Source organism: Hymenobacter chitinivorans DSM 11115 (assembly GCF_002797555.1).
Lineage (GTDB): Bacteria > Bacteroidota > Bacteroidia > Cytophagales > Hymenobacteraceae > Hymenobacter > Hymenobacter chitinivorans.
On the sequence record NZ_PGFA01000001.1, the window covers coordinates 2,837,790 to 2,853,568 of the forward strand.

A 15,779-nucleotide genomic window follows, 5' to 3' on the forward strand; every position below is an offset into this window, starting at 1 on the left:
TACTTCACCGTTCGTCAGCCCATGAAATCCATTTCTTACCACCGCGGCGAGGTAGCCGTGCAGGAACAGGCCGGCACCCGGGCCCAGGCCGCCCAGCTGGCCCCGATTCTGCAAACCGAGCTGCCCACCCCGGCCCGGAATTTTCTGGCCGCCCAGCCCCTGGTGGTCGTGGCCAGCGCCGACGGCCAGGGCCGGCTGTGGGCCTCGGCGCTGGCCGGCACGCCGGGGTTTCTGCAAACTCCTGACGCCTACACTCTGCGCATTGCCGCCCAGCCGGTAACCGGCGACGTGCTGCAAGCCAACCTGGCGGCTGAAGCTCCCATCGGGGCCACGGTGGTCGACTTTGCGAAGCGGCGGCGCATCCGCCTCAACGGCCGGGCCCGGTTAAGTACCGAAGGCGTGACAGTGGCGCTGGACGAGGTGTTTTTCAACTGCCCCAAGTACATCCAGGCCCGGGAGTGGCAGCTGCTTCCCGGCGCCGAAACCCCGCTGGCCGGCCCCGGGGCCACCGCCCTAACCCCGGCGCTTCAAACCTGGATTACGGCCGCCGACACGTTTTTCCTGGCTTCGGCCCACGCCCGGGCCGGCCTCGATGTGTCGCACCGGGGCGGGCAGCCGGGCTTCGTGCGGGTGCTGGATGCCCACACCCTGCAGTGGCCCGACTACGCCGGCAACGGCATGTTTCAGACCCTGGGCAACCTGGCCCTGGACCCGCGGGCCGGGCTGCTGTTCCCCGATTTCGGCACCGGGCACGTGCTCCAGCTCACCGGCCAGGCCCACGTCGACTGGGACGCGGACCACGCCGGGGCCTTTCCCGGGGCCGAGCGGCTAGTCCGGTTTCAGCTGACCGAGGTCCGCACCCTGCTCCACGCCCTGCCGCTGCGGTGGGTGTTCGAGGAGTACTCGCCGTTCAATCCGCCGGTTGAACCCGCCTGACCAACTGCCTGATCTGGTAGCAGCTCGAAAACCCTCAGCTATACCCTCTAGAACCCATCTCGCTGGGCCAAATCGCCCTTGTTAATAGCTCCTCGCTAGCCCAGTTAGCCTACTGTACCTCTTCTGCCTCCCGGCCTTACCCTGGCACTTCCTAGCCCGCCATATCACTTCTTTTTCCCATGGGTTTGAACTAACAGAATGTAACATGGATTTATTCCCACCGTTCGGTGGGGCATCTTCTTCGTGCTGCCCTCAGGTGTTCTACTTAACTTCGTACACCTGCCCCTGACTTACAGGGGCCGTTTTCGTGAGGTTTTTCTCCTTACCTATGCCCTTGTCTACCTTGCCCGAAGATCCGGCTCATGTTCTTCATGCCATCCTCGCGGCGCTGCCCGGCAACTTTATCCTGCTGCAGCCAGACGCGCCGACCTATACCATCGTGGCCATGAGCGCAGACCTACTGCGCCAGACCGGCCGTGAGCCGGCGCAGGTCGTCGGCCACAGTGTCTTTGTGGCGTATCCCGAAAACCCTGAAGAAGTCGCTAATACCGGCCCGACGCAGATGCGTACGGCCCTGGATGCCTCCTTACGTGACCAGCAGGTGCACGAGCTGCCGTTGGTGCGCTACGACGTACCGGCTGCCGATGGTACGTTTGAGGAGCGCTACTGGTCAGGCCGCAGCCAAGCGGTGCTGGATGCCCAGGGCGCGGTGCTGTACCTGCTGTTCACCAGTGTGGACAGGACGGCCCAGCAACGGGCCGCCAACGAGCGGCGCGCCATGCAGCAGGCAGCCGAAAGCGAGGCACGCTTCCGCACCTTGGTCGAACAGGCTCCGGTGGCCATGTGCCTCACCCGCGGCCCGGAGGTCGTCATCGAAGCCATCAACGAGCCCATGCTGCGCATGATGCACCAACCTACGGCTGCAGCCGTGTTGGGCCGGCGGATGGTCGAGGTGTTGCCCGAGATTGAGTCTCAAACCATTCTGCGCCGGGCCCAGGAGGTAATCGAAACCGGACAGGTTTTCCGGGGAAGTGAAATTCCGGTCACGTTACGCCGTAACGATGAATTACAAGTTCACTTTTTTAACGTCTCCTATACGCCGTTTATCGAGCAGGGGCAGGTGACCGGCACAATTCACGTCGCGGTCGACGTGACCGAGCAGGTACAGGCCCGCCGGCAGGCCGAAGCCCTGCAAGCGCAGGTGCTGGCCACGGCTCAGCGGCAGGTGCAGGAGCGCGAAATGTTCTACCGAATATTTGAGCAAACCCCGGCCGCCATTTGCATTCAGCGCGGGCCTGAACACCGCTACGAGTACGCCAACGCGGCCTACCAGGCCTTCTTCCCCGGCCGGCAGCTGCTGGGCCAGACTGTGGCAGAAGCGTTGCCCGAAACCGTGGACAGCGGCGTGGTTGCCCTGCTCGACCGCGTCTACCAAACGGGCGAGACTTACTACGGCGAGGAGCTTCCCCTGCTCATCGCCCAGCCCGAGGGTCCGCCGCAGCAGATGTACTTCACCTTTACTTACCAAGCGCTGCGGGAAAACGACCAGATTGTGGGCATTTCCACCTTTGCCTATAACGTGGCCGAGCAGGTACTCGCCCGCCAGCAGCGCGAGGCCGAGCGGCAACAGCTGCACGGGCTGTTCATGCAGGCCCCGGCACCCATCTGCATCCTAGACGGCCCCGACTTAGTCTACCAGCTGGTCAACCCGGCCTATCAGCGCATCTTCCCTGGCCGCGAACTGCTGGGCAAGCCGGTCTTGGAAGCGCTGCCCGAACTGGTCAACTCCCCGGTTCCTGCCCTCTTGCAAGCAGTGTACGAAACGGGTGAAACCTACGTGGCCCAGGAAATGCAATTGATGATGGCCCGCTCCGAGGGGGAGGCATTAGTGGAGCTCTTCTGCACCTTCACCTACCAGGCCCGCCGCAACACCCAGGGCGCCGTGGACGGCATGCTCGTATTTGTCTACGACATTACCGAGCAGGTCCGGGCCCGCCGCCTGGTGGAGGAAAACGAGCAGCAGGTGCGGGCCCTGGTGGAAAACGCGCCCTTTCTCATGGGCGTGTACGTGGGGCCGGAGCTGCGTTTTCAGCTGGCCAACCAAGCCATGCTGAACGGCTTGGGCAAGGGACCCGATGTGCTGGGCAAGCGCTACGCCGACGTGTTGCCCGAACTGAAGAACTCGGTCGTGATTGAGCAAATGCACCAGGTGCTGGCCACGGGACAGCCCCTACACCTGCGTGACCAACGCCTGGAGGTGCTGATGCATGGTACCCCGCAGACGTTCTACTACAACTACAGCTTCATTCCGCTTCGGGATGCCCAGGGCCAGGTGTACGGCCTCCTGAACACGGCCGTCGACGTGACTGACCTGGTCCAGGCTCGCCAGCGCATCGAATCCTACGCCGCCGAGCTGCAGGAAAGTGAAGCGCGCTTCCGCACCATGGCCGATGCCGCACCCAACCTCGTGTGGGCCCTGAATCCGGATACGTCCGTACGCTACGTCAACCACACGTTTCTTCAGTTCCTGGGCATTTCGCTGCCGCAGTTTGTGGCCGAGAATTGGGTGCCCTATCTGCACCCGGACGACGTAGAGGCCACCCAACAGGCCTTCGTGACGGCTATTGCGGCCGGCACGCTTTTTCGCATGGAACACCGCCTGCGGCGCCACGACGGGCAGTACCGCTGGCTGCTCAGCCAAGGGGCTCCAAGCTACCTGGCCGGCGGTGAGCTCTACGGCTACGTGGGCTCGGCCATCGACATCACCGAGCTCAAGCAGGCCAACGAGCAGCTCCGGCGCACCAACGTGGACCTGGACAACTTCATTTATACGGCCTCCCACGACCTGAAAGCGCCCATCGCCAATATTGAGGGCTTGCTCAGCGCAGTCGAACACGAACTGCCGGCCGCCGGCCGCGTGGGCCAAGTGCCGACCATGCTGCACCTGATGCAGCAGGCCGTGGAGCGATTCGGCCGCACTATCGCGCACCTAACCGACATTTCGCGCCTGCAGCAGGAGCACGACCAGGCCCCATCCCCGGTTTCGCTGGCCCGGGTCGTGCAGGAGGTGGAGCTGGATTTGGCCCCGCTGATTACGCAGAGCCAGGCCCGCGTAACCGTGGACGTGCCGGTGGACGTGCGCATCAACTTTTCTGAGAAGAACCTGCGCTCGGTCGTGTACAACCTGATGAGCAACGCCCTGAAGTATCGCCACCCCGATCGGGCTCCGGAAGTGAGAGTCACCTATGCCCGACGGGCGGCAGGGCAGGTGCTGGAAGTACGCGACAATGGCCTGGGCCTGGACCTGGCACAAGACCAGGAGAAGCTCTTTGGCATGTTCAAACGCCTGCACAGCCACGTGGAAGGCACCGGTGTGGGCCTGTACATGGTCAAGAAAATAATCGAAAACGCGGGCGGCCGTATAGAGGTGGACAGTGTGCTCGACCAAGGCTCTACTTTTCGGATACACTTTCCTTCGTAATCCAGTTGCTATACCCGGCTGTAGGTTGGGCCGTGCGTAAGACGGTAGCTATGCTGCCCCTCAACAGCATGCTCTTAATCGATAATGATTCGAAGACCATCTACACCGCCTCCCACGACCTCAAAGTCCCCGTCTCCAACCGGGAAGCCCTACTGACGAACTGGTGATCTGCCGTAGTCATCAGAACGTGTACCGCGGACGTCCGCATAGTGTCTACGAGGGCCGGCTGGCCGTGGTGCGGCTGGTGGCCGTTAGCCACCAGGAAGGACATTGATTGTCTGGGAAACGGTTGCCTGTTCAACGGCGTGGAGATTAAAGGACAGACCTTTTCGGTCGCAAGGTGGGAAGGTAATTGTGAAAAACCTACACGGTGCGCACCTACCGCTATTCTCCGAAGTAGCGTAACTGGCTGCTCTATAAAGTCAGGAGAAAGAATCTACTCTATGTGCAGCTATAGCAGTGGCGAAAACGAATACCGCGAAGAAACGCACTGTGATTTTGGTCGAGTGGTGTTTGGGCAGCAGGGACTTAGGCATGTAGTCTAACCGCGTACAGCGAAACGGTGGTTTTCACTACAAGAGCAGTATATGTCGCTCACCGTGCTATGACTTCCATTTAGAGAGGGAGCCAACAATAATGAAAAAAGCGTCTCAGCTTAGGGCTGAAACGCTTTTAACGTTTGGGTAAGGACGAGCACTAGTCCGGAGGGGCTTATTTGTCGTATATACCAGGGCTACTGGGGCTTGCCGCACTCGGCGCAGAAGCGCTGGCCGGGCTTGACGCTGGCCCCGCAGTCGGCGCAGAACTTTTCCTTGGTTTGGGCCGCTACGTTGGGCGTGCCGCACTCGGGGCAGAACTTCTTGTTGGCGTCGAGGGTGGCCTGGCAGCTGTTACACTGCACGACGGCGCCCTTGTTGAGGAAGTCGAGGTTGTTGGTGTAGTCCTGTTCCCGGGTTTTGGTGTAGATCTGCTCTTTGGCGGCCTGGCGCTGCTGGGAGGCCAGTTCCTCGTGCTCGTCGGGGGCGCAGTCTTCGCAGAGGCCGGCTTTGTGGTTCCAGCACACGTCGGGGCACACCCAGTGGCCGCAGCGGGTGCACTGCTTGAAGTACTGCTTGCCTTCCTGCACGGCTTTTTCCAGGGCCGCGTCGTGGGCCTTGCCCCCGATGGCGCGCTGCACGTGGTAGGCCGCGTTGCCGGCGTCGGAGAAGTGGCCCCCGAAGAGGCTACCGGCGGCCCGCATCAGCTCCCCGGCAATACCGATGCTGTTGGGGCTGAAGCGCGACATATGGCCGTTGCGGCATTTGTCGCAGTAGAATTTGAACTGGAAGCCTTTGTCGGTGGACAGGTCGTCGTGGTTGGCGACAAACTGAATCAGGTTGCTCATAGCGAGTTGGGGAGGTGTGGTTTGGGCCTTAAAAGTAGCGGATATATTGATAGGCTACTATTGCCCGCCGCATTCTGCCCGTAGCTGTCAAGCCCACAAGAACTGCGCGGCTAACCGGAGGCCTGCCACGCCAAAGCGCCTTGTCACCGGGGCTGCTTTCTTTAGCAAACCCGGCGGCAAGGCGCTTGTAATCAATCCTGACCAGCTCCGCAACTCAGGCGTCACTTCACCTCGGCGGCCAGCCGGGCGTAGCTCAGCTCCGTGAGCGTCAGCCCGGGCGCCGACCTGAGCCGCAGGGTGCTGAGCACGGCGCTGGGAAAATAGAGCTCCGTCAGGGCCGTCAGGCCGCCGTCGGCAAAGAGCTCCACCGACGTAGCGTCGACGAGCAAGGTCAGGTCGGCGGCGGCGGTAGTCGCGCGGCGCGGGCCGGCGTGGCGGCCCGCAAACTTGGCGCTGAAGGCTGCCGGCCCGGCTTTGCTGCGGTCCACGTAATATTCGTTGGCCTTTTTATCGTAGCCGATGACCAGCTCCTCCCCGCGGGTGTTGGAAAGGACCAGGGCAAAATCGGCCAGTTGGGTGGTGCTCATTTTCAGCTGGAACTTGTCGCCCAGGTTGGGCAGCTTACCGCTCAGATCCAGCTCCTTGCCCACGGTCAGGGGCGGGAGCTTCACGGCGCCGGCCGACAGGCTCTGGCCGATTTCCCGGACCGGCTGCGAGGTCAGAAATACCTCGGCGCCCACTTTGCGCAGGGCCAGTTCCCGGGGCACGGTCATGGCGTTGCGCCAGGGCGAGGTGGGCACCTGGTTGGCATAGTCCCAATTGCTCATCCAGCCCTGAAAAATGCGCCGGGTGCCGGTGCCCGCGTACGTCACGCCGGCGTAGTTGTCCCTGCCGTAGTCGACCCAGCGGGTGGCCGTGCTGGCGGGCGTAAACTTCTTGCCGTCGAACTGGCCCATGAAGTACTGGGTGGCCGAGCCGCCGTTGGGGCCGCCGGGATTGATGCTGACCAGCAAAACCCACTGCTGCTGACCATCCAGCATCAAGGGAAACAAATCGGGGCACTCCCACACCCCGCCGTGGGCCCCGAGCTGCTCGCCAAACTCGCTTTCCTTGGTCCAGTCCTTGAGGTTGGGCGAGGAGAAGAACGTAATCCGGTCCTTGGTAGCCAGGGTCATAATCCACTTGTTGGCGACGGTGTTCCAGCTCACTTTCGGGTCGCGGAAGTCGGGGATGCCCGGGTTTTGCAGCACCGGGTTGCCGGCGTACTTGGTCCAGGTCCGGCCCTCATCGAGGCTGTAGGCCAGGCTTTGGTACTGGTGCTTGTTGGTTTTTTTCTTTTCCTCGGGGTCGTTGTGGTGGGTAAAAATGGCCACCATGGCATTCTTGCCGAAGCCGGCCGTGTTGTTTTCGTCGATGACGGCGCTGCCCGAGAAAATCCAGCCCAGCTTATCGGGGTAGAGGGCAATGGGCTGCTCCTGCCAGTGCACCAAGTCCTTGCTGGTGGCGTGGCCCCAGTGCATCGGGCCCCAGACCATGGCGTCGGGGTAGTGCTGGAAAAACAAGTGGTATACGCCCTTGGAGTAGACCATGCCGTTGGGGTCGTTCATCCACATCTGGGCCGGCGAGAAGTGGTAGGCCGGGCGGTACTGGGGCGTGGCCGGCGGCAGGGGCGCGGCGGTTTGGGCCTGGGCCAGCGGGGTAGTAAGCGCCAAGGACAAGGCCAGCAGCAAGGAGTTTTTCATGGGTGGAATACGGAAGGTCGGTTGTGTATAATGACTGTCATGCCGCGTATAGCGAAGCCTGTATCGTCCTGTCTACCACTGGGATACATGACGTTCTGAGCTTACCTGGTCACGCAACGTGCTGGCCGGTCAGCAGCTCGCGCACCTCCGCTTCGCTCACGGCGGGCGTGGCGCCCAGGTGGGTGGCTACCAGCGCCCCGGTGGCGCAGGCGAAGCGCAGGCACTCGCCCGGCTCCTGCCCCTGCAGCCAGCCCTTGAGCAGGGCCGCCAGAAAGGAGTCGCCGCTGCCGATGGTGTCTTTGACCTGCACCCGCACGCCGGGGGCGCGGTAGAGCTGCTGGTTGGTCCAGAGCAGGGCGCCGTCGGCCCCGCAGGTTACGCACACGGCCTGCAGGTGAAACCGCCCGGCCAGCCACTGCATGGCGGCGGGCTGGTCGGTTTCCAGCCCAAACCAGCTCATGATTTCGGCCAGCTCGTGGTGGTTCATTTTTACCAGCTCGGCCTTGCCCAGCAGGTATTTCACCACTTCCCGGGTGTAGTGCGGGGGGCGCATATTCACGTCGAACACCCGGAACTGGGCGTGTTCCAGCAGCCGGTACAGGGTTTCGCGGGTGGCGGGGCTGCGGGCCGCCAAGCTGCCAAACACGAACATATCCGCATCGGCGACCAGCGTATCGAGGGCGGCCTCGTGCTGCACGTAGTCCCAGGCCACGGGGTGCACAATCTTGTAGGTCACCTCGTTGGCGTCGTCCACGTTGGCCTTGACCACGCCGGTCAGGTGGGTTTTGCCGCGCTGCACCAGCTCCGTACCCAGGCCCTTGCTGGTCACGAAATCGAGCAGCTCGGTACCCAGCTCGTCGTCGCCGACGCGGCTGATGAGCCGGGCCGGCACGCCGAGCTGATGCAGGTGCACGGCCACGTTGAAGGGTGCCCCGCCGGGCTGCTTACCGGTCGGCAGCACGTCCCACAGGATTTCTCCGAAGCAGACTATGTTTTTAGCCATGAGAACTTAGAGCTTAGAAGAACGTCATTCCGAGCGGAGCCGAGGCATCTCGCGTGTTTAGTTGAGTTAGTAATCAAGCGTAAGCACGCGAGATGTCTCACTCTCTGCTTCATGCGCAGAATGTTCGACATGACGTTCTGGTGTGATTCAGGCGTTTCTACCGCCTTTTAATGAATAACCAGTGTTTTTTCCAGTTGCTCGAGGCTGGTGCCCTTGGTTTCGGGCATGAAGCGCCACACGAAGATGAGCTGCAAGACCATCATCGAGCAGAAGAAGAGGAAGGTGTGGCCACCGCCCAGCTTCTCAGCGAAGTAGGGAAAGGCAAAGGCAATGACGGCGGCCAGAATCCAGTGGGTGCTCGAGCCCAGAGCCTGGCCCTTGGCCCGCACCGTGTTGGGGAAGATTTCGGAGATGAACACCCAGATAACGGCGCCCTGTGAAAAGGCAAAAAAGGCAATGTAGACGAAGAGCAGCACCGGCACCAGCAGGCCGTTTAGCTCGCTGAAATCCTGGCTGTAGAAGGAGCGCGCCACCAGGCCCAGGGTGGCAATCAGGCCGAAGGAGCCGATGAGCATGAGCTTGCGGCGGCCAAATCGGTCGATGAAGTTCATGGCCAGCAAGGTAAAAAGGAAATTGACCAGCCCGATACCGGCCGAGGAGAGCAGCGCCGAGCCCTTGCCCAGGCCGGTCATCTCGAAGATGCGCGGGGCGTAGTAGATAATGGCGTTGATGCCCGACACCTGGTTGAAGACGGCAAACAGCACGGCCAGCAGCACCGGGCCGCGGTATTGGCGGGCAAAGAGCGACTCGCCGCCGGCGGCTTCGTCGGCCGCGTTGGTGGTTAGGATGGTCGTTACTTCCGCGTCGGCGGTAGCGGGGCTGATGCGGTGCATGATGGCGCGCCCCTCCTCGACCCGGCCCTGGCCCAGCAGCCAGCGCGGACTCTCGGGCACCCGGAACAGGAGCAGGAAAAACGCCAGGGCCGGCACGGCCTGCACGCCCAGCATCCAGCGCCAGTCGTTGTCGCCCAGCCCGGTGAGCAGGTAGTTCGACAAATAGGCCGTCAGAATGCCGAACACGATGTTGAACTGGAACATGGCCACCATGCGCCCCCGCTTGGCGGCCGGCGACACTTCCGAAATGTAGAGCGGGGCCGTCACCGAGGAGGCACCCACGCCCAGCCCGCCCAGGAAGCGGAAGACCATGAACAGCACCCAGTTGGCGGTTACGGCCGCGCCCACCGCCGACACCAGATACAGCACCGCAATGCCGATGAGCGTGTGGCGGCGGCCAAACTTATCGGAGGGAATACCGCCGAAAATAGCCCCGAATACGGTGCCGATCAGGGCCACGGCAATGGTGAAGCCGTGCTCGACGGCGCTCAGGTGCCAAAGCTGCTGAATGGCCTTTTCGGCCCCGGATATAACGGCCGTATCGAAGCCGAAGAGGAAACCTCCCAGGGCCACGACCAAAGACCAGAAAAAGACGTTGCTGTTTTTCACGACAGGAAAAAGTTAATGTGCTGATGTGTTGGAATGTGCTGATGTGCTAATCAGCTGTCCTTGCGAGGCGCAGCCGTGGCTATTCGTCCTCCGAAATGTGCTGCGTCCCCTGAAGTGAAAAGCGCTGACGTTTGCGTCGCAGGGGCGCCTTGCACGCGCTCAGTCGTTAGTTAGTCTATTGTGCTGTTGGAAAGGGCTTTCCGGGGAAAGGCAGTGACTACCTTCGCAGAGGACGGATTGCTTCGCTTTGCTCGCAATGACACATTCTGCACATTTCCCCTATTTCTCACATTCAAAACCTTACTACCAGCCCGGATTCTGCTTGTAGAGGCCCTTGCTGAAGTTGATCTGGTTGAGCGGGATGGGCAGGTACTCGTCGCGGCCCTTGGTGAAGCGGGCGTCTTTGAGGTACTGCCGCTTGGTTTTCTCGGTCTCGAAGTAGGTGTTGAGGTAGTCGCCGGCAATGCCCCAGCGGACCAGGTCGAAGAAGCGGTAGCCTTCCATGGCAAACTCCAGCCGCCGCTCGTAGCGCAGGGCCTGGCGGGCGTAGTCCTGGCTCCAGCCCGCGGCCGGGTACTGCCCGATGCGGTAGTTGGAAATGGACTGGCCGGCGGTGGTTTTGAGGCGGGCCGTGCTATTCTGGGCCCGCTCCCGCAGGCGGTTGATGAGGGGTCGGGCCTCGGCGGCGCGGCCCAGCTCAATCAGGGCTTCCGCCTTCCAGAGCAGCACGTCGGCGTAGCGGATGATGGTCCAGTTTTTCGAGGTGCTCATGAAGGGCGGCGTTTTCTGGAAGCTCGGGTCGGAAGGCAGCACGGTTTCCTTCATCGACATGTACACCCCGTAGGTGTTCTGGTCGCGCAGCCAGCTGGTTTCGAAGATGAAGCCCGGCGAGTACTTGTAGGGGTGGGTCGGAATGGCCACGGTATGGTCCAGGCGCGGGTCCACGGCGTTGGTCTGGAAGTCCTCGGGCTTGCTCAGGTCCTGGTTGTTGAAGGTCGTGAACAAGGGCAGGCCCTGGGCGTCAGTCTTGAAGGCGTTGACCAGGTTCTGGCTGGGCTGGTGGAAGCCGCAGCAGCCGTAGTCGGGGTTCATGGGGTAGCTCAGCTCGTTGCCGCGCTGAGTGCGGCCCTTGGGCGTGCCGTCGTTGCGCGAAAACTGGATGGCAAACACCGACTCCACCCCGTTGTCGCCGGCGGTGAGGAAGTTGGTGGCGAAGTCGGGGTGCAGGGAGTATTTCGCACCCGCCTGGTCGCAGAGCGCCACGACTTCCTGGAGCTTGGTCTGGTCGATGCTGCTCACCGCGTTGGCGTCGTTCTGCACGTAGGCCTGGTAAAGCAGGGTTTTGGCCAGGTAGGCCTGGGCCGCCGACTTATTCGCCCGCCCGATTTCGGGCTGATTGTCGGGCAAATTGGCGACGGCAAAGCGGAAGTCGCCGGCAATTTTGGTCCAGAGCTCGTCGTTGCTCAGGGCCACGTTCGACACGGTGGCGTACTGGTCGGTGGGCACGGTTTCGTCGAGGTAGGGCACCCGCTTAAAGAGCTCCTTGAGCAGGAAGTAGTAGTGCCCGCGCAGGAAGCGCACCTCGCCCTGGCGCACGGCCTTGGTGGGCATGGCCGCGGCATCCACCGCGTTGAGGCGGCGCAGCGCGTCGTTGCAGCGCGAGACGCCGATGTAGAGCAGGAACCACAGCTCGTCGGTGTTGCCCACGTCGACGCGGTTGAAGGAGAAGGTTTCATAGAAGTGAAACGCGTCCACGTCGGCCGTGCCGTTGCCGCCCTTGTAGGCGTCGCCGGCGCGCACGTTGCCGTAGGGCCACATGCTGGTGTAGGGGGCCCGGTACACGTCGTTGCCGAGCTGGGAATAGGCCGCAATGACCTGCTTCTCAATATTGGCCGGCGTGTTCAGCTGCTCGTCGCTCAGGGCGCCGATGGGCTGCACGTCGAGAAATTCCTTGTCGTTGCAGCTAACCGTAAGCCCAAGCAGGGAAAGCGCCAATAGACTGGTTTTGAAGAGTTTCATGGGAATTAAGGAGCTAGGGCGTGGTTAGAAAGAAACGTTCAGGCCGGTGGTAAACACCCGGGGCAGTGGATACTGGTAATTGGTTACCTCGGGGTCGGCGCCGGTAAACTCCTGGCTCTTGAGGGTGAAGAGGTTCTGGCCCTGCACGTACACCCGCACACCTTGCAGCTTAATCTTGCTGGTCAGCACGGCGGGCAGGGAGTAGCCCAGCTGAATGTTGCGCAGCTTGAGGTAGGAGGCGTTTTCGATGAAGTAAGTCGAAGACCGGCCTTCGTTGTTGTTGTTGATCAGCGTGGCGGCCGGAATCGTGGAGCCGGAATTGGCCGGCGTCCAGGCGTCGAGCAGGCGGGCACCCCAGTTTTCGTTGGAGGCAATGGAGGCGAAGTCGGTGCGGAATTTGGCGTCGTTGTAGGCGTACAATCCCTGCACGCCCTGCAGGAAAATCTGCAGATCGAAGCCCCGGAAGCCGGTGCCCAGGTTGAGGCCGTAGCTGAAGTCGGGCACCCGTTCGGTTAGCCAGGTCTGGTCGAAGTTGTCGACTTTGCCGTCGTTGTTCAGGTCCTTGTAGCGGATGCGGCCGGGCGCGGCGCCCACCTGGGTCGGGCCGTTGGCTACATCAGCCGTGTTCTGGTAGAGCCCGTCGGCCACGTAGCCGTACACGGCGCTGATGGAGTGGCCCAGGCGGGTGACGTCCTGGCCGTTGCCCCCGTAGGCGTTGATAACCTCGGTGGGCAGGAAGGTCAGCTCGTTGCGGTAGGTCGACAGGTTGCCGGTGACGCTGTAGGTCAGCCCGTTAGTAAGCTCATTCTGGTAGCCGAGCAGGAATTCCCAGCCCCGGTTCTGGATGGAGGCCCCGTTGACGAACTGGTCGCCGCCCTCCCCCACTACCGCCAGAAACGGCAGGTTTACCAGAATGTCCTTGCTGTTCTTGACGAAGTAATCCACGGTGCCGCTCAGGCGGTTTTCGAGCAGGCCGAAGTCCACGCCGACGTTGGTTTGGGTCGTGGTTTCCCACTTCAGGCCGGGGTTGGCGCGCTGGAAGCGGCGGTAGCCCGAGGGCAGGTTGGTGTCGTTGCCGTAGATATCGTAGGCCGTGCCGTGGTCGTAGTCGAAGTTGGGGTCGAAGGTGCCCAGCAGGCTCTGGTACAGGCCCCGGGAGGCGAAGTTGGCAATATCCTGGTTGCCGGTCTGGCCCCAGCCGGCCCGCAGCTTCAAGTCGGAGAAGAAGGCGGCCTGGTTTTTTACGAAGGTTTCTTCGCTCAGGCGCCAGCCCGCCGACACGGCCGGAAACACCCCGAACCGCTTGTCCTGCCCGAAGCGGGAGGATCCGTCGCGCCGCAAGGTGGCCGAGAGCAGGTACTTATCGGCAAAGGAGTAGTTGATTTTGCCGAAGCTCGACGCCAGGCGGTAGGCCGTGGCCCCGCCGCCGTTGTCCTTGTTGGCGGCCCCGGCGTCGAGGTAGGCGTAGTCGGGGTCCTCACTGGCGAAGTTGGTGCGCGAGGCGTAGCTGCTCTCGTCGTAGTAGCTGATGCGCTCGGCCCCGGCCAGGAAGTCGAGCTGGTGCTTGGCGCCCAGCAGCACGGTGTAGTTCAGCGTGTTCTGCCACACCCAGTTGCCCCAGAACCGCTCGTTGTTGGTTACCCGGTTGTTCTGCTCCGACAAAAAGCCGGCCTTGTAGGTCTTGTAGATCTGCCGGAACTTGTAGATGCTGTAGTCGATGCCGAAGCTGCTGCGCAGGTGCAGCCCCTTGATAATTTCGGCGTCGGCGAAAAAGTTGCCAAAGGCCCGGCCGGTGGTGGAGCGGTTCTGCTCGTTGTCGGCCAGCAGGCGCAGCGGGTTGTCCCGGTCGCTCATGCCCGACACCGGCCCGCCCCAGCCCACGCCATCCACGGTATGCACCGGCACAATGCTGGGCAGCTGGGTGGTCCGGTCGCGCACCAGATTCAGGTCAAACTCGGCCCGCTGGGACTTGACCAAGGTCAGGTTTTCGCCGACTTTAAGCCGCCCGTCCAGGAAGTTGTAGTCCGAGTTGAGGCGGGCCGTCATCCTATCGAAGCCCGAGTACTTGAGCGTGCCCGAGTTCTGGTAGTAGTTCACCGAAAACAAGGCCCCGCCCCGCTCCCCACCGCTGCTCACGTCCAGGTTATAGCTCTGAATCAGGGCGTTCTGCTGGGTTTCCTTGAACCAGTCGGTATCGGCGGCCCGCATGGTTTTGTCGGCGTCGATAAACTCGGTGGTACCCACCCCGTCGAGCACCGGCTGGCCGTTGGGGCCCTGGTGGGTCTGGAAGGTGTAGTAGGGCAAGTTGGGCGTGCCGCCGTCGTTGGTTTTGGCCTGCCAGTACACCCGGCCGTAGTCCAGGGTATTGAGCAGCTCGAGGTGGGGGCCGGGCGTCTGGGCGGTGAAGAAGGTCGAGAAATTAACCCGGGTGGCACCTTTCTTGGCCTTTTTGGTGGTGATGATAATCACCCCGTTGCCGGCCCGGGAACCGTAGATGCTGGCCGCCGACGCGTCTTTGAGCACCTGGATGCTCTCGATGTCGTTCTGGTTGATCTGGTTGATGCCTTCCTTGGTCGGGATGCCGTCGATGACGTAGAGCGGGTCGTTGTTGCCGAGCGTGCCGATGCCGCGGATGCGCACGGTGGCCGCGCTGCCCGGTGCCCCGTCGGTCGTGATTTGCACGCCCGGCACCCGGCCCTGCAGGTTGCGGGTCACGTCGTTGGAAGCCATATCCTTGATTTCGTCGGTCTTGACGACGGCCACGGCCCCGGTCAGGTCGGCCTTGCGCTGGGTCTGGTAGCCGGTCACCACTACTTCGTCCAGGGCCTTGGTATCGGGGGCCAGCCGGATGGTCAGCTCGGTGCTCGGGCCCACGGCTACTTCCTGGGTCAGGAAGCCCACCGAGGACACGACCAGGGTGGCATTATCGGGTACGGTGAGGGTGAAGCGGCCGTCGGGGTCGGTCGAGACGCCGTTGGTGGTGCCCTTCACCACGACCGTTACGCCGGGCATGCCCTCGCCTTTATCGTCGACGACGCGGCCACTAATCTTGGTATCGGCGGGCTGGGCGGCGCGGGTTTCGGCGCCGGATTCCGCGGCTTGCGCAGGCTCCACGGCGGCCAGCGGCAGGGCCGTGAGCAGCGTCGCGGCCACGGCCTGACGCAGGGTACGTACGGATTGTCTCATGGGAATTGGGATTGGGAAGAGGCGAGTAGAGAAGCCGTAGCGGGCGGCGGACCCGGGCCCGGCAGCGGGCCGCAAACGGTTGCGGGCGGCGGGCTAAGCGGCCGGAGCCACCCGGCCCTGGGCGGCGCCATTGCCACCGGGCTTCGACTCAAAGGTGGGTGCAAACGGTTGCGGAAGCTTCCTCTATTCGTTCAAAGAATTGCAGAATTGGTTCATCCCCACCATTCCCATAAATCACCTAACAATCAACAACTTAACAATAAACAAACTCCGCCATCAAAAGCCCAACTATCAGAATTGATACCTGTTTTCAAAAATTGATACATGCTTTGGAGCGGCCTTCAGGTAGCTGCGGGTCTAAAAACTAAAAAGCTAGTTCCCCTCCTTAGCTGAGGAGAGGTTAGGGGTAGTTGACTTTTGCTTGAACGACTTTTAGATGTAGTTCTAAAAATTGTTCTGACGGTCATCAACCACCCCTAACCCCTTCTCAGCAAAGGAGGGGAACTAGCAGTAGCTTTTAAAACAA

Annotated in this window: 8 protein-coding genes; 2 read left to right on the top strand and 6 right to left on the bottom strand. The window is 62.1% G+C overall.

Annotated elements, in window-relative coordinates; genetic code table 11:
• The first annotated feature begins 21 nt into the window (after positions 1 to 21).
• Together CLV45_RS12000 and CLV45_RS12005 are read left to right on the top strand one after the other, a co-directional pair.
• Entirely contained in the window at positions 22 to 936 is a 915-nt protein-coding gene (locus CLV45_RS12000; protein WP_100336590.1) for a pyridoxamine 5'-phosphate oxidase family protein, read from the top strand.
• A 328-nt stretch (positions 937 to 1,264) separates the two neighbouring features.
• Positions 1,265 to 4,417, top strand: coding sequence for a PAS domain-containing protein (locus tag CLV45_RS12005; protein WP_100336591.1), 3,153 nt, complete (start codon positions 1,265 to 1,267; stop codon positions 4,415 to 4,417).
• 733 nt (positions 4,418 to 5,150) lie between these two features.
• Here the strand turns inward: CLV45_RS12005 and CLV45_RS12010 are convergent.
• The 6 genes from CLV45_RS12010 to CLV45_RS12035 all read right to left on the bottom strand — a co-directional run bounded on the left by CLV45_RS12010 (position 5,151) and on the right by CLV45_RS12035 (position 15,253).
• On the bottom strand, positions 5,151 to 5,801 hold the full coding sequence (locus CLV45_RS12010; RefSeq protein WP_100336592.1) for a zinc ribbon domain-containing protein: 651 nt from the start codon (positions 5,799 to 5,801) through the stop codon (positions 5,151 to 5,153).
• A 221-nt stretch (positions 5,802 to 6,022) separates the two neighbouring features.
• Positions 6,023 to 7,543 (bottom strand): glycoside hydrolase family 32 protein, encoded by a 1,521-nt coding sequence (locus CLV45_RS12015; RefSeq protein ID WP_100336593.1) that lies wholly within the window; start codon positions 7,541 to 7,543, stop codon positions 6,023 to 6,025.
• 109 nt (positions 7,544 to 7,652) lie between these two features.
• A complete protein-coding gene (locus CLV45_RS12020) occupies positions 7,653 to 8,546 on the bottom strand; it encodes a carbohydrate kinase family protein (protein ID WP_170061846.1) in 894 nt (297 codons plus the stop codon).
• 167 nt (positions 8,547 to 8,713) lie between these two features.
• Complete coding sequence (locus tag CLV45_RS12025; RefSeq protein ID WP_100336594.1) at positions 8,714 to 10,048, bottom strand: sugar porter family MFS transporter; 1,335 nt, start codon at positions 10,046 to 10,048, stop codon at positions 8,714 to 8,716.
• A 303-nt stretch (positions 10,049 to 10,351) separates the two neighbouring features.
• Positions 10,352 to 12,067: a RagB/SusD family nutrient uptake outer membrane protein gene (locus CLV45_RS12030; RefSeq protein ID WP_100336595.1), complete on the bottom strand. Its 1,716-nt coding sequence runs from the start codon at positions 12,065 to 12,067 to the stop codon at positions 10,352 to 10,354.
• Between the two features lie 24 nt (positions 12,068 to 12,091).
• The gene (locus CLV45_RS12035) at positions 12,092 to 15,253 is read right to left on the bottom strand and encodes a SusC/RagA family TonB-linked outer membrane protein (RefSeq protein WP_100336596.1); all 3,162 of its coding nucleotides are present in this window, start codon (positions 15,251 to 15,253) and stop codon (positions 12,092 to 12,094) included.
• Between the last annotated feature and the right edge of the window lie 526 nt (positions 15,254 to 15,779).